The following is a 13994-nucleotide window of genomic DNA, read 5'->3' on the forward strand; positions in this document are numbered from 1 at the left end:
CGGATGTTCAGTGGGTGAGATCCTTGCCCCGCGTTTCCGGAATGGTGAAGACGAATGCCGCACTGATCGCCAGCAACACCACCGCGTAGATGTTGAACACCTGGGGTGCGCCCAGTGAGGTACCCAGCCACTGCTGGAGGTACGGGGCGGTGCCCCCAAAGGCAGCCACGCAGATCGAATACGGGACCCCGACGCCCACGGTGCGGATCGACGTCGGGAACAGCTCGGCGTACACCGCAGGGACAATGGCCGCGCACGCGGCGATGAAGACCAGCATGACGGACATGGACACGGCCAGCTGCCAGGCGGAGTCCTTCAGCAGCCATGTCATGGGGAAGTGGAAGACGGCGGAGCCGATGGCACCGGCCCACAGAACCTTCTTCCGCCCGATCCGGTCGGAGAGCTTGCCCCACACCGGCAGGGCGGCGATGAAAACGATGTTCGCGACGACGCCGGCCCACAGCGCCTCGCCGCGGTCGATCTTCAGTGCGGTGGTGGCGTAGCTCGGCGCCACCACGCCCCAGATGTAGTAGATCACAGTCAGGCCTACGGTCAGCCCGATCACCTGCAGCGCCTGCTTCCGGTAGCGGACAACCTGCGGCCAGATCGGGGCGCGCTTCTCGGAAGCGGATTCGCCCTCGAACGCGTCGGTTTCATGCAGCCGTGCCCGCATGATCAGGGCGTACAGGCCCATCGCGGCACCCAGCAGGAACGGGATGCGCCAGCCCCACGCGTTCATCGCCTCGGCGGTCAGCGCCATGTTCAGCACCGCGCCGAGCAGGGTGCCGAACAGGATGCCTACGGTGCCTGAGGTGTAGATCAGCGTTGCCCAGAACCCGCGGTGTTCCCGGGGTGCCATCTCGGACAGGTAGGTTTGCGACGACGGCAGCTCGCCACCGTGCGCAAGGCCCTGGATGAGCCGGGCCACCAGCAGCATCAGCGAGGCCCACGCCCCGACGCTGGCGAACGTCGGCGCGATGCCGATCATCAGGCTGCCCAGCGAGGCGAGGCCGACGGCGAGGGTCATCGAGGTCTTCCGGCCCACCCTGTCGCCGATCCACCCGAAGAGGAAACCGCCGAAGGGCCGGGCAACGAAGCCGACGGCGAAGATCGCCAGGGTGGACAGCACGGCCGACGCCGGGTCGGCCTTGCTGAACAGCTGGCTGGCAATGAACGGCGTGAACGTGGCGTAGATGGCCCAGTCGTACCATTCAACGGCATTGCCGATGCCGGTGCCGACAATTGTCTTTGCGGTGGACACCCGTTCAGTCTGCTGCTTTGTTGCTGCAATGGACATGGTTGCTTCCTGGTGGTTGAGGTGAAGGGGAGGTGCCGGGTAGCGGCGCTGCTGCCCGGCGGTCGGGCGGTTGTGGTCAGGCGGTGTAGTCAGGAGGTTGTGGTTAGGCAGTGGCGGACAAGGCGGCCAGCCGTGAGATGGCCAGCTCCGCGTACAGTGCGGCCCCGTCAGCCAGCACGCCGTCGTCGAACGTTGCGTAGGGGGAGTGGTTGAAGGGTGAGGTGGACGGGTCGCTGCCCGGGGCGACGGCGCTGAGGCCCACGAAGGTGCCGGGCACCTCCGCCAGCACCCGGGAGAAGTCCTCGGATCCGCTGAGCGGGGTGGCCCAGCGGGACAGCCGGCGCTCGCCGAACAGCTCCGTGATTACTTTCTCGGCGGTGTGGGTTTCGTCTTCGTTGGTGATGGTGAGGGGGTATTCCGGCTGGTAATCGACGTGGACCTCGACGCCGTGCGCGGCGGCGATGCCCTGCAGCAGGCGCGGCACCGCCTCCATCATCTTCAGCCGGGAGGCTTCGGAGAATGTCCGGACTGTCGCCTCGATCCGTGCCGATTCCGGAATGACGTTGCGTTTGGTCCCGGCGTGCAGCACGCCGACGGACAGTACAACGGGATCGAACATGTTGAACTGCCGGGTGACCATCACCTGCAGGGCGGTCACCATCTCCGCCGCCACCGTCACCGGGTCCTTCGCCGCGTGCGGAGCGGAGCCGTGGCCGCCGGCGCCCAGGACGGTGACCTCGAGTCCGTCGGAGGCGCTGAGCATCACGCCGGGTTTGGTGCAGAACGTGCCGTGCGGCTCCAGCGACGAGAACACGTGCATCCCGTAGGCGGCCTGGACGCGCGGGCCGGCGGCGTCCAGCACACCTTCGCGGAGCATGTAGCCGGCACCGTCGCAGCCTTCCTCGCCGGGCTGGAACATGAGCACGACGTCGCCGGCGAGCAGGTGCCGCTTCTCTGCCAGGAGCGTGGCGGCTCCGGCAAGCATGGAGGTGTGCAGGTCGTGGCCGCAGGCGTGCATGGCGCCGTCGGTCCTCGATGTGTAGTCCACGCCGGTCTTTTCCTGGACGGGCAACCCGTCCATGTCGGCCCGGAGCAGGACGGCCGGCCGTACGGTGCCGGTTCCGGTGCTGCTTTCCCCGCCGCGGCCTTCATTGCCGTCCCCGGGACCGGCGCCGCCGCGCAGGACCGCGGTGACCGACGTCGTTTCCTTGCCCAGGGTGATCTCGTAGGGCAGGCCGTCAAGCGCCCGCAGGACACGCTCCTGGGTGCGTGGAAGGTGCAGGCCGATTTCCGGTTGCCGGTGCAGGTCGTGTCGGAGGCGGACGAGGTCCTCCTGCAGGTCGCGGGCATCATCGGTAATGGGCACTTGTTCTCCTCAAACTTGTACGGTCAGGCTTGGGGATTATTCTGGAGTGGCATGGTTCACACTCGCCGGAAGCGCAGGAAATATGCTGTTCCACCTGGCCTCAAGCAGGAATCATGCACGCGGAGGAGAGGTTTATGGAACTCAGCGAGGAAGACCTGGCACTCATCCAGGTCCTTCAGGCGCATCCCCGGCTGGGCTGGGCGGACGCGGCGAAGGTCCTTGGCGTGCACGCCACCACCCTGGCCTCCCGTTGGGAACGCTTGAGGGCCGTTGGTTCGGCCTGGGTGACGGCGCACCTCGCGGGCGATCCGCGCCAGATGCTGCTCGCCTTCGTGGCCGTGGACTGCGACATGAACCTGAGGGACAGTGTGACCGCACAGTTGGCGGCAATCCCGGAAATCGTCACGGTGGAGGAAGCGGCGAGCAACCGGGACCTCATGCTGACGGTCATCACCAAGTCCCTTGAGGAATTCAGCGCCAACGTGGTGTCGCGGCTGAAAGCCATCGAAGGGTTGACGAAATACCAGACCGCACTCTGCACCCGGCTTCACACCAGTGCCGACGAATGGCGGCTGAACATCCTGGACAAAACCCAGCTGGCAACACTCCGCACCGTGGGACAGGCAGCAATGCCCGGCGGCAGCACGCAGCGTGCAGGGGCAGCCCCGCTCCCGCCGAGCCACCTTGACCTGCTGCCATACCTGGCAAGGGACGGGCGGGCGACGGCGGCGGAGATTGCCAGGGACCTGGGGCGGCACCCCGCCACGGTGCAGCGCCAGCTCAACCGCGTCCTTGCCAGCGGACTGCTGCTTTTCCGTTGTGAACTGGCCCAGGGATACTCCTCGTTTCCGGTGACCTGCCAGTGGTTCGCCAACGTTCCGGCGGGGCGCCACGAGGAGGCGGCCGCGGCGTTCCGCACCATCAGCAACGTCCGCCTGAGCGCGTCAACCACGGGGCCCACCAACTTCCTGATCATCATGTGGCTGCAGTCGCTGGCGGACGTCATGAACGCCGAGCTGGCGCTGCAGCAGAAGGTTCCAGGCATTGAGCTGGTGGAGAGCGTGGTGATGCTGCGGACGGTCAAGCGCGTGGGCTGGATGCTGAACGAGGACACGACGGCCAGTGGCGCCGTCGTGCATGGCGGCACCCTGGGTGCCGCGGACTGAAACGGGCGTCCGACGGCGGTACCCGCCGCCGCCGGACGCCTAGCGTTTGCCCGGCCGCACCTGGGTGGGGGCTGGCACCCGAACCGATTCGGGAGCCTTGACCAGCGCCAGCGAGGCGGCCACGGAATGGTCCGGTTCTTCCGCCGGGGTGGCATAGGCCCGAAGCACCAGCAGGGATTTGGCGGCCAGCCGGACCGTGCCGCCCGCCGCCAGGATGCCCTGGTCCGCGTGTTCACCGGCGGTGTCGACCAGTTGCTCCCACTTGGGTGAATATTCTGTGCCGGGCAGGGTGAAGTCCACCGGCCCGTCCCCCGAATTGCAGAAGAGCAGGAAATTGTGGTCCCGGATGATCCTGCCGCGGTGGTCTTTCCCCACGGCTTCGCCGTTGTAGAACACCCCCAGCGCCCGGGCAAGCGGATTGCCCCAGTCCTCGGGGACCATTTCCGACCCGTCCGTGTTGAGCCACACGATGTCCGGCAGGGGCTCGCCCAGCGTCCGCCGGACGGGCCGGCCCTCGAAGAACCTGTTGCGGCGGAATGTCGGGTGTTCGCGGCGCAGCGCGCTGACGGCGGCAAGGAACCCGTTCAGGGGCTGGTCCGCTGCGTCCCAGTTGATCCAGGACAGGGGTGAATCCTGGCAGTAGGCGTTGTTGTTTCCCATTTGGGTCCGTCCCAGCTCGTCGCCGTGCGCCACCATGGGTACGCCCTGGGAGAGGAGGAGGGTGGCCAGGAAGTTCCGCTGCTGCCGGGCACGCAGGGCCAGGATGCCGGGGTCGTCCGTAGGGCCCTCGGCCCCGCAGTTCCAGGAGCGGTTGTGGGATTCGCCGTCGTTGTTGTTCTCCCCGTTGGCCTCGTTGTGCTTGGAGTTGTACGAGACCAGGTCGCGCAGGGTGAAGCCGTCGTGGGCCGTGACGAAGTTGATCGATGCGACCGGCCGGCGTCCCGAGCTTTCGTAAAGGTCCGAGGAACCGGCGAGCCGCGACGCGAATTCGCCCAGGGTGGCAGGCGCCCCACGCCAAAAGTCCCTGACAGCGTCACGGTACTTGCCGTTCCACTCCGTCCACAGGGGAGGGAAGTTGCCCACCTGGTAACCGCCGGGACCCACGTCCCACGGCTCGGCGATCAGTTTCACCTGCGACACCACCGGGTCCTGCTGCACGAGGTCGAAGAAGCTGGAGAGCCGGTCGACCTCGTAGAACTCCCGCGCCAGTGCCGATGCGAGGTCGAACCGGAAGCCGTCCACGTGCATGTCCAGCACCCAGTACCGCAGGGAATCCATCAGCAGCTGCAGGGCGTGCGGGTGCCGGACGTTGATAGTGTTGCCGGTGCCCGTGTAGTCCAGGTAGTGCTGCTTTTCGTGCTCTACCAGCCGGTAGTACGCCTGGTTGTCGATGCCCTTGAAGGACAGGGTGGGGCCCATGTGGTTCCCCTCCGCCGTGTGGTTGTAGACGACGTCGAGGATCACCTCGATGCCCGCGGCGTGCAGCGAGCGGACCATCGCCTTGAATTCCTGTACCTGCTGCCCGGGCCGGTTGCTGGAGCTGTAGCTGGCGTGCGGTGCCAGGAAACCGATGGTGTTGTAGCCCCAGTAGTTCCGCAGGCCTTTGTCATGCAGCACGCTGTCCTGCACGAACTGGTGCACCGGCAGCAGTTCGATGGCCGTGACCCCCAGCTTCTGCAGGTGTTCGATCACTGCGGGGTGGGCGACGCCGGCGTACGTGCCGCGCTCCTTTTCCGGCACCTCCGGGTGGGTCATGGTGAGGCCTTTGACGTGCGCCTCGTAAACCAGTGTGTCGTTGTAGGGGATCTTTGGCGGGCGGTCATGCTGCCAGTCGAAGAACGGGCTGATCACCACGGACCGCATGGTGTTGGGTGCGGAGTCGTCCTGGTTGAAGGAGAGGGGATCGCCGAAGTTGTAGGAGAACATGGGCTGCCCCCAGGTGATCCCGCCGCTCATGGCCTTGGCGTAGGGGTCCATCAGCAGTTTGTTGGGATTGCACCTCAGGCCCCGGGCGGGATCGTACGGCCCGTCCACCCGATAGCCATAAAGCTGGCCGGGCAGGACATGCGGCAGGTAGCAATGCCAGACAAAGCCATCCACGGCGTCCAGCCTGATGCGCTGTTCGGTGCCGTCGTCGTCGAACAAGCACAGGTGCACAGCGCTCGCGGCCTCGCTGAACAGCGCGAAGTTGGTGCCGCTGCCGTCATACGTGGCGCCCAGCGGATAAGGGTTCCCCGTCCAGACTTCCATGTCCCGCCTCCGTCCCCCATGAGGACACCATCCAACCACAGCGCTACGACATCCGGGGGAGGCTTTTTATTGCTGTTGCCGGGTTGCCCTGTTGCGCCCGGGGCCCAGCGGCTAGGCTCTCCGGACCGAATGTATTCCGGAATACAGGGTAAGGAAGACGCATGAAGCCGCTGCCTGCACTTGAGCTTGTTGCCCGCCTTGAGGACGCCGAATGGCTTGATCCGGTTGCCAAGAGCGTCCGGAAGGTCGTGAAGAAGGCAATCCGGCCGCGGTGGGCCAGGGACATCCTGCACGGCGTACCCATCGGCCACCCGGTGCACCCCCTGGCCGTCCAGGTGCCCATGGGGGCCTGGGTCTCCGCCGCAGTCCTGGATGTTGTGCCCGGCACGGAACAGGCGGCCAAAGTGCTGGTAGGGGTGGGCGCCGCCAGCGTCGTGCCGTCCGCTGTTGCCGGGTTCACTGACTGGTCCCAGCTCCACCCCCAGCAGCAAAGGGTGGGCCTGGTACACGCTGCCGCCAACATCACGGCGACAAGTTTCTACCTTGCCTCGCTGGTGCAGCGCGCCCGGGGCCGGCACGCCTCCGGGAAAGTGCTCGCCTACCTGGGGCTGGCCACTGTCACCGGCGGCGGGTTCCTGGGCGGGCACCTCACGTACCGGCAGGCGGCCGGTGTCAACCACAGCGAGGAGATACCGCACCGCTTCCCGGCCGGCTGGCATCCCATGGCGCAGCTGTCCGACCTGCCCGACGGCGAACTCATCAAACGCGACGTTGCCGGACTGCCCCTGCTCGTCTTCCGGGAGGGGGAGCGGGTCAATGTGTTGTCGGACGTGTGCAGCCACCTCTCCGGGCCACTGCACGAGGGCAAGCTCAAGGACGGCGGCGATGGTGCCGGTCCGTGCGTCGTCTGTCCCTGGCACCGGAGCACGTTTTCGCTGCGCACCGGCGAGGTACAGGCGGGCCCTGCCACCTCCCGCCAGCCGACGTTCGAAACGCGGGTGACTGGCGGACTCGTGGAGGTGTGCCTGCCGGGTGCGGACTAGCAGAGGGCCTTTCGCCCCTGTTATCCGGTCATAAGTGGCGCAAAACTGGCATCATGCAAAGGCCCGGACCTAGGCACAGGCACTGATGCGCGTCACCCAGGCCAGGGAAGTTGCCCCGGGCGTGGTCCTCCTCACCTCCGGTGCGGGAGCCTTTGCCTCGAACATGTATCTTGTCCGGTCAGGTCAGGCACGGGTACTTGTCGACGCCGGTTGGGCGGGGACGGCAGAATCCGTGCAGCGGGCGATGGAACGGCTGCTGGGCCCCAACGAGGTGCCCGGCGCCATCCTGCTGACCCACCTCCACCCGGACCACTCCGGTGCCGCCGGTAGCCTTGCCCGGATCTGGCAGGTGCCGGTGTACGTCCACCCGGACGAACTCCCGATGGCTGCCGGAAAATACCGGCGCGAGTTTTCGATGCCGCTGGACCGGTGGATTGTCGTTCCCTTCCTGCATCTGCTGCCCGCCCGGACTCGCAGGAGGATAGAGGCCGGCGGTGATATCTCGGATGTCATCCGGCCGCTCCCTCCCGGCCGCGAGGTACCGGGTCTGCCGGGGTGGGCCTTTGTCCACACTCCGGGCCACACGCCCGGGCATGTGGCGTTCTGGCGTTCCAGTGACAGGGTCCTGATCACGGGCGACGCCGTGCTGACGGTCAACCTGAACTCGCTCCCTGGCCTCCTGCTGGGGCGGCCCTCCCTTGCCGGTCCGCCCCGGTACACCACATGGAACTGGAAGAAAGCCATGGATTCCATCGAGGTGCTCGCGAACCTGGGACCGCGCATCCTGGCGCCCGGGCATGGGCGTCCCCTTGCCATCGACGTCGTTCCGAGGCTTCATGCCCTGGCCGATCGGCGGACCAGCCAGCGCAAGAGGTTGAGCCAGGCCAGGGGTGGGCTCAGGGCGACTTACCTCTGGAGGTAGGGCTGCACGCGGGATACCGGCAGGGACACGGACGGGCGGGTTGGGCTAGGGGGACGGTTCCAGCGCGGTCACCCATTCACCCCGGCGCAGCACTCCTTCGAGGCTCAGTCCAGAGTCGATGACGACGACGTCTGCCGGCATTCCGTCCCGAAGGTCGCCTGCCTGCGACGACAGTCCCAGGACCGATGCGGGCACGGAGCTTGCGGCGGCGACGGCGTCCTGAAGCGGAACCCCGGCCGCCACCGTAGTCCGGACGACGTCCAGCAACGTTGCCGTGCCGCCGGCGATGGCACCGGTGCTGTCCACCCGGGCCACCCCCTGGTCGACAGTGACGGCCAGCGACCCGAGCTTGTACTGTCCGTCCCGCAGGCCCGTGGCCGCCATCGAATCGGTTACCAGTGCGATGTTCCCGGCCCCCACCAGGTCGAACACCAGCTTGATGGTCTCGGCTGCCAGATGGACGCCGTCGGCGATGAGTTCCACCACCGCGTTCCCTGCCCGGGAAGCACTTAGGCTGGCCGAGACAGGCCCGGGCGAGCGGTGGTGCAGGCTGGGCATGGCGTTGAACAGGTGGGTGACCGTCGGCCGGCGCCGTCCGGCCGGGTTCGATGCGCGGCCAAGCCCGGCAGCGGCGCGTTCCAGGAAGGATGCTGCTGTGGACGCATCCGCGGCCGTGTGCCCCAGGGACGGAATAACCCCGGCAGCCGCCAGCAGATCCACGATCCCGGCGGCACCGGGCAGTTCGGCCGCCAGCGTCATGGAAACCAGTGATGAGCCGGCCGCATCGAGCAGTTCGCCCATGAGCCCGGCGTCGGGGTCCAGCAGCAGCGCCGGGTTGTGCGCACCGCACTGCCCGCCCGCGAGGAAAGGCCCCTCAAGGTGGGAACCGGCTATCACGCCCTCCCCGGCCAACGGGCGCAGCGCTGAAAGATTCCGGACCAGGTGCGCGGGGGTTGCGGTAACCAGGCTGGCCAGCAGTGTGGTGGTTCCGCGGCTGTGGAGGTATTGGGCTGCTGCGCGTGAGCCGTCGACGGACCCCTCGGAAAAGTCGGTGCCCAAGGCGCCGTGGCAGTGCAGGTCCACGAGGCCGGGGAGCAGGATGCGGCCGGGATTCGCAGGCCCCGCCCCGCCCTGGAAGCCCGACGCCGGCCCGGCGTAGGTGACCAGGCCGCCGTCGACCGCCACAACGCCGTCGGCGACGTCCATGCTCCCGGTAACCACCCGGCCGCGAAGGGCCAGCCCGCCGCTCATGGTTGCAGGCCTTCCGTCTGAAGTGCGGCCGCGATGTGGGCGGCCAGTGCCGGGTCGGGACCGGCAGCCCGGCGGGTTCCCGGGTGACCCTGCCGCGGCCTCGCCGACGTATGCACCGCATGCACCCCGCTTTCGAGAAGCGACGGTACCAGTTCCAGGGTCACCCCGCCGCCGGCCATGATCTGTACCGAGGGGGCGTGCCTGCGTCCCAGCTCCACCAGCCGTCCCAGCAAGGCCAGGCCAGCGGTGCAGTCAGCGCTGCCGCCGCTGGTCAGCACCCGGTCGACACCCGCCTGCTCCAGCCGGGACAGTGACCCGGCAGGGTCAGCACCGGACGAAAGCGCGGCATCGAAGGCCCGGTGGAAAGTTACCTCGGCGGAAGGTTTGTGCGTCCTGGCCACGGCGGAAAGCCGGCGCAGGGCAGCAACGTCAGGTCCGCCGTCGGCCGCGAGCACGCCCACCACCACGCCCGCGGCGCCGGCACCCAGGGCCGCGACGACGTCGCGTTCCATCACGTCCAGCTCGTCCGCCGAACAGGTGAAGCTGCCGGGCCGCGGGCGGACCAGCACATGAACGGGGACTCCGGCTTGGCAGGCCTGCCCAATCATGCCGATGCTCGGCGTGATGCCTTCCGTCTCCGCCAGCGCGGCGCACAGTTCCACGCGTGCCGCGCCCACGGCGGCGGCCAGCCGCACGCCGTCGGCATTTTCAACGGCCAGCTCGAGCACGGGAGCACCGGTGGCCCGCGGGGCCACCGTCACAGCCCCTGCCACGCCGGCTTCCGCCCAAAGGTGTCCGTGTAGTACTCGCGGTGGGCCAGGCGGGAAGCGGCTGCCTCATCCAGCAGGACGGAAACGTGCGGGTGGAACTGGAGCGCCGAGGCGGGGCAGACCGCAGCGACGGGCCCTTCGACGGCGGCTGCGACCGCCTCTGCCTTGGCCTCGCCCATGGCGAGCAGCAGCAGATGGCGGGCTTCCCTGATGGTGCCCAGGCCCTGCGTCAAAACGTGGTCCGGAACGTCACCGGGGGAATCGAAGAAGCGGGCGTTGTCCAGCCTGGTTTGTTGCGTGAGCGTCTTGATCCGCGTCCGGGACGACAGTGAGGACATGGGTTCGTTGAAACCGACGTGCCCGTCCGTGCCGATGCCCAGGAGCTGGATGTCCACACCGCCCGCGGCAGCGATCCGCGCCTCGTATTCCGCGGCCTCGGCTTCCGGGTCCTCCGCCATCCCGTCCAGGCCGGCCACGGCGCCGTCGGCGAAGTCCACTGCATCTGTGAATTCCCTGCGGATGACCGAGTGGTAGGACTGCGGGTGCGCGGCGGGCAGGCCCACGTACTCGTCGAGCAGGAAGGCCTGCGCGTCGGCGAAGCTCAGCCCCCCGCTCCGGTGCCGGTTGATCAGCTCCCGGTACGTGCCCAGGGGAGTGGACCCTGTGGCCAGTCCCAGGACGGACGGGCCGCGGCGGACCTGCTCCTCGATGGCGTCAGCGGCAACGCGTGACACATCGGCAGGGGTGGGAAGGATGATGATTTCCATAAAGGGTTGCTTTCGGTTTGGGTGGGCGGCTAACGGAAGGAACGACGGCGGCGCCTACTTGGCGGGCTCGGTCTCCACCGTGACCTCGTCGTCTTCACGGCCGGGGGTGCGCAGGTTCCAGCGCTTGATGACGAAGGAGAAGAGGAAGTAGTAGACCACCGCGTAGCCGAGCCCGATGGGAATCAGCAGCCAGCCGTTCTGCGACTTTCCGAAGTTGAGGACGAAGTCGATCAGCCCGGCCGAGAAGGTGAAGCCGTGATGGATGTCCAGGGCGTTGACCAGGGCCATGGAGGTGCCGGTCAGGGCCGCGTGGACGATGTACAGCGGGAAGGCGACGAACATGAAGGCGTACTCCAGAGGTTCGGTGATGCCGGTGAAGAACGCGGTGAGCGCGGTGGAGAGCATGATGCCACCAACGACCTTCTTCTGGGACGGCTTCGCGTGGCGCCAGATCGCGAGGGCGGCGGCGGGAAGGCCGAACATCATGATGGGGAAGAACCCGGTCATGAAAATGCCCGCGGTGGGGTCGCCGGCAAAGAAGCGGTTGAGGTCGCCGCGAACCAGCTGGCCGGAGGCGTCCGTGTAGTCGCCGATGAGGAACCACAGTCCGGAGTTGAGGATGTGGTGCAGGCCCGCAGGCAGGAGCATGCGGTTGGCGAAGCCGTAGATGCCGCCACCAAGTTCAGGGTTTCCTGCCACTGCCTGGCCTGCGGCGGAGAGGCCTGCGTTGAAGAGCGGGTAGACCAGGGCGAGGACCACGCCGGCAACCAGGCTGGTGACGGACGTCAGGATGGGCACCAGGCGGCGGCCGCTGAAGAAGCCCAGGAAGTCCGGAAGCTTGGTGCGGTAAAACCGCTGCCACAGCGCGGCGGACAGCAGGCCCACCACGATGCCGGCCAGCACGCCGTAGTTGATCAGTGCCTGCTTGCCGGCAGGATCGACCTGTCCCGCCAGCACCAGTGGCGACATGGCTTTGAAGACGCCGTCGATCACCATGTAGCCCACCACTGCTGCCAGAGCGGTGGAACCGTCGGCCTTCTTGGCCCAGCCGATGGCAATACCGACGGCGAAGATCAGTGGAAGCCACGTAAAGACGGCGTTGCCGGCGGCGGAAATGACGGCGGCGCCGCCTTCGAAGCCGGGGATGGCACCCAGCAGGTCCGGCTGGCCGATACGCAGCAGCAGGCCCGCCGCGGGAAGGACGGCGATGGGAAGCATCAGGCAGCGGCCAAGCCGCTGGAGGGTGGCAAAGGCCCTGTTCGGCTTCTTCTCTGGAGCCAGGGCTGCGGTCTCGGATGTTGACATGGTTGCACCTTTGCGGAGAGCGGGTGGGGGGCTTGTGGAGATAAGGTTCCAGCCGGTACTGTCTGGTTATGACCAGTTCAGTGTGATTCATCCCACGGGAAGCTGTCAAGGCCGGCTGGAAAGCCGACGGGCCGGACCGCCAGGGGATGAAGAAGCGCAATTGGCCACATCCGGGCCGCCGGCGCCGGTGTTTGTAAGGAGTGCCTCCGGGCAGAGTCAGAAAGGGCAGCCATGTCCAAAGCAGAAAAGATCATCGAAGGCCTGGGCGGGGCCGCCAACATCGTTGAGGTGGAAGCCTGCATCACCCGCCTCCGCACTGAGGTTAGGGACGGATCACTCGTGAACGAAGCCTCACTGAAGGCCGCCGGAGCTCATGGTGTGCTCGCTGCCGGTACCGCCGTGCAGGTGATCGTGGGGCCGGAGGCTGACTCACTTGCCGAAGACATCGAGGACCTCCTCTAATGGCGGAGCCCCTGACGGTCCTGGCCCCGCTCGCCGGCGCTGTCGTCCCGCTTTCCGATGTCCCGGACCCGGTCTTCGCCGGCCAAATGGTTGGTTCGGGCGCGGCTGTTGAGCCTCCCGCGGGCGAGGCGTTCGACGTCGTCTCGCCCGTTTCGGGGAAAGTGGTCAAGCTCCTGCCGCACGCCTTTGTCGTGGTCGGGCGCTCCGGGCGCGGCGTGCTGACCCACGTCGGAATCGACACCGTCAAGCTCAAGGGCGAGGGCTTCAAGCTGCTCGTCGCCCAGGGCGACACCGTGGACGCCGGCGAGCCCATCATGCATGTGGACCCCACCGCAGCCCTTGCCGCCGGCTACTCGATGGTGAGTCCCGTCGTGGTACTCGATTCCAAGCCGGACACGGCATCCGTGGAGGCCGCCGGCATGGTGGCCGCCGGCGACGGACTGTTCTCGCTCGACTGAAGGGCGGCCTACAACCGGACTTCCATGTTGAGGGAGTACCGGTCTGAGCGGTACCAGGAGCGCGAGTGCTCGATTGCCAGGTGCCCGGAGTAGGACACCCGGTCGAATGCCAGCACGGGTGCCCCCGTCCCGGTTCCGAGGAGCGCCCCCACATCGGCGGGGGCGCCCTCGGACCGGACGCTTTGCCGTGCCCGGTCGATCTGGTGGCCGAACTGTGCTGCCAGTGCCTTGTAGACGGAGCCTGTCAGGTCGATGTCGAGCAGGCCCCCCGCGTGCGCCGGGTTGTACCAGGCGTCATCAACGCTGACAGGCCGCCCGTCCGCCAGCCGGAGCCGCTTTAAATGGATGGCCTCCGAGCCGGCGGCAAGGCTTAGCGCCTCCGCCGTGTCCTCGGGGGCCGTAACCTTTTCCGCAACCAGCACCACGGTGCTGGGAACGTGCCCCATGGCTTCCATTTCCTGCGTGAATGACGCCAGGTGGAGGGTGGACTGCACTGGCGAATCCGCCACGAAGGTCCCCTTCGCCGGAACCCGGACGAGGTGCCCCTCGTTGACCAGGCGGCCGATCGCGGCGCGAACCGTGATCCGGCTCACGCCATACGCATCCATCAGCGACCGCTCGCTGGGAAGCCGCGCGCCCGGCTCGAGCTCTTCCTTGGCGAGCTTGAGGATGATGAGCCGGAGTTGCTCATGCTTGGGGACTTGCGAATTGTTGATGGCCGCGACCGCCGCCTCGGCGGTGCTCCCCTGTTTGGCGGTCATTCGGCCCTCCTGCTCCTGGAGCGGTCCGGATAGGACCACTACTGACGGATTATTGCACAGGCGGAGGCCGGCCTGCCCGCAGCCGTATTGCCGAAAAGTTATGCCGCCGCTATTTCCGTCATCAGCCGGAACCCTCTACGCTAGTAAACACTAAGCATGCTTTCTATTTCGAAAGG

General features: G+C 67.3%; 13 protein-coding genes. 5 read left to right on the plus strand and 8 right to left on the minus strand.

The window, feature by feature from the left end; all coding sequences use genetic code 11:
• Positions 1-7 precede the first annotated feature (7 nt).
• Both ACYQ1Z_RS03190 and ACYQ1Z_RS03195 read right to left on the minus strand, forming a co-directional pair.
• Positions 8-1297, minus strand: coding sequence for an MFS transporter (locus ACYQ1Z_RS03190; protein WP_459791041.1), 1290 nt, complete (start codon positions 1295-1297; stop codon positions 8-10).
• A 103-nt stretch (positions 1298-1400) separates the two neighbouring features.
• The gene (locus tag ACYQ1Z_RS03195) at positions 1401-2663 is read right to left on the minus strand and encodes a M20 metallopeptidase family protein (RefSeq protein ID WP_459791042.1); all 1263 of its coding nucleotides are present in this window, start codon (positions 2661-2663) and stop codon (positions 1401-1403) included.
• Between the two features lie 134 nt (positions 2664-2797).
• Between ACYQ1Z_RS03195 and ACYQ1Z_RS03200 the strand changes: the two genes are divergently transcribed.
• A complete protein-coding gene (locus ACYQ1Z_RS03200; RefSeq protein ID WP_459791044.1) occupies positions 2798-3829 on the plus strand; it encodes an Lrp/AsnC family transcriptional regulator in 1032 nt (343 codons plus the stop codon).
• Positions 3830-3868: 39 nt separating this feature from the next.
• Here the strand turns inward: ACYQ1Z_RS03200 and glgX are convergent, their stop codons facing one another.
• On the minus strand, positions 3869-6079 hold the full coding sequence (glgX, locus tag ACYQ1Z_RS03205) for a glycogen debranching protein GlgX (protein ID WP_459791045.1): 2211 nt from the start codon (positions 6077-6079) through the stop codon (positions 3869-3871).
• A 161-nt stretch (positions 6080-6240) separates the two neighbouring features.
• On the opposite strand from glgX, the gene ACYQ1Z_RS03210 reads away from it, so the two are divergent.
• Both ACYQ1Z_RS03210 and ACYQ1Z_RS03215 read left to right on the plus strand, forming a co-directional pair.
• Positions 6241-7122, plus strand: coding sequence for a Rieske (2Fe-2S) protein (locus tag ACYQ1Z_RS03210; RefSeq protein ID WP_459791046.1), 882 nt, complete (start codon positions 6241-6243; stop codon positions 7120-7122).
• Between the two features lie 85 nt (positions 7123-7207).
• On the plus strand, positions 7208-8044 hold the full coding sequence (locus ACYQ1Z_RS03215; protein WP_459791047.1) for an MBL fold metallo-hydrolase: 837 nt from the start codon (positions 7208-7210) through the stop codon (positions 8042-8044).
• 45 nt (positions 8045-8089) lie between these two features.
• Here the strand turns inward: ACYQ1Z_RS03215 and ACYQ1Z_RS03220 are convergent, their stop codons facing one another.
• From ACYQ1Z_RS03220 to ACYQ1Z_RS03235, 4 genes are read right to left on the minus strand one after another with little or no spacing between them, the layout of a single operon-like run.
• The gene (locus ACYQ1Z_RS03220) at positions 8090-9295 is read right to left on the minus strand and encodes an N-acetylglucosamine-6-phosphate deacetylase (RefSeq protein WP_459791049.1); all 1206 of its coding nucleotides are present in this window, start codon (positions 9293-9295) and stop codon (positions 8090-8092) included.
• Positions 9292-10068: a copper homeostasis protein CutC gene (locus tag ACYQ1Z_RS03225; protein ID WP_459791050.1), complete on the minus strand. Its 777-nt coding sequence runs from the start codon at positions 10066-10068 to the stop codon at positions 9292-9294. Before ACYQ1Z_RS03225 ends, ACYQ1Z_RS03220 begins: the two co-directional genes overlap by 4 nt.
• On the minus strand, positions 10053-10832 hold the full coding sequence (gene nagB / locus ACYQ1Z_RS03230; protein WP_459791052.1) for a glucosamine-6-phosphate deaminase: 780 nt from the start codon (positions 10830-10832) through the stop codon (positions 10053-10055). Before nagB ends, ACYQ1Z_RS03225 begins: the two co-directional genes overlap by 16 nt.
• A gap of 54 nt (positions 10833-10886) precedes the next feature.
• On the minus strand, positions 10887-12137 hold the full coding sequence (locus ACYQ1Z_RS03235) for a PTS transporter subunit EIIC (protein ID WP_459791054.1): 1251 nt from the start codon (positions 12135-12137) through the stop codon (positions 10887-10889).
• 231 nt (positions 12138-12368) lie between these two features.
• Here ACYQ1Z_RS03235 and ACYQ1Z_RS03240 point away from each other — a divergent pair, with 231 nt between their 5' ends.
• Together ACYQ1Z_RS03240 and ACYQ1Z_RS03245 are read left to right on the plus strand one after the other, a co-directional pair.
• The gene (locus tag ACYQ1Z_RS03240; RefSeq protein WP_459791055.1) at positions 12369-12599 is read left to right on the plus strand and encodes a glucose PTS transporter subunit EIIB; all 231 of its coding nucleotides are present in this window, start codon (positions 12369-12371) and stop codon (positions 12597-12599) included.
• A complete protein-coding gene (locus ACYQ1Z_RS03245) occupies positions 12599-13057 on the plus strand; it encodes a PTS sugar transporter subunit IIA (RefSeq protein ID WP_459791056.1) in 459 nt (152 codons plus the stop codon). Before ACYQ1Z_RS03240 ends, ACYQ1Z_RS03245 begins: the two co-directional genes overlap by 1 nt.
• An 8-nt stretch (positions 13058-13065) precedes the next feature.
• Here the strand turns inward: ACYQ1Z_RS03245 and ACYQ1Z_RS03250 are convergent, their stop codons facing one another.
• A complete protein-coding gene (locus tag ACYQ1Z_RS03250) occupies positions 13066-13818 on the minus strand; it encodes a GntR family transcriptional regulator (protein ID WP_459791058.1) in 753 nt (250 codons plus the stop codon).
• Positions 13819-13994 lie beyond the last annotated feature (176 nt).

The organism is Arthrobacter sp. AD-310 (genome assembly GCF_054656615.1).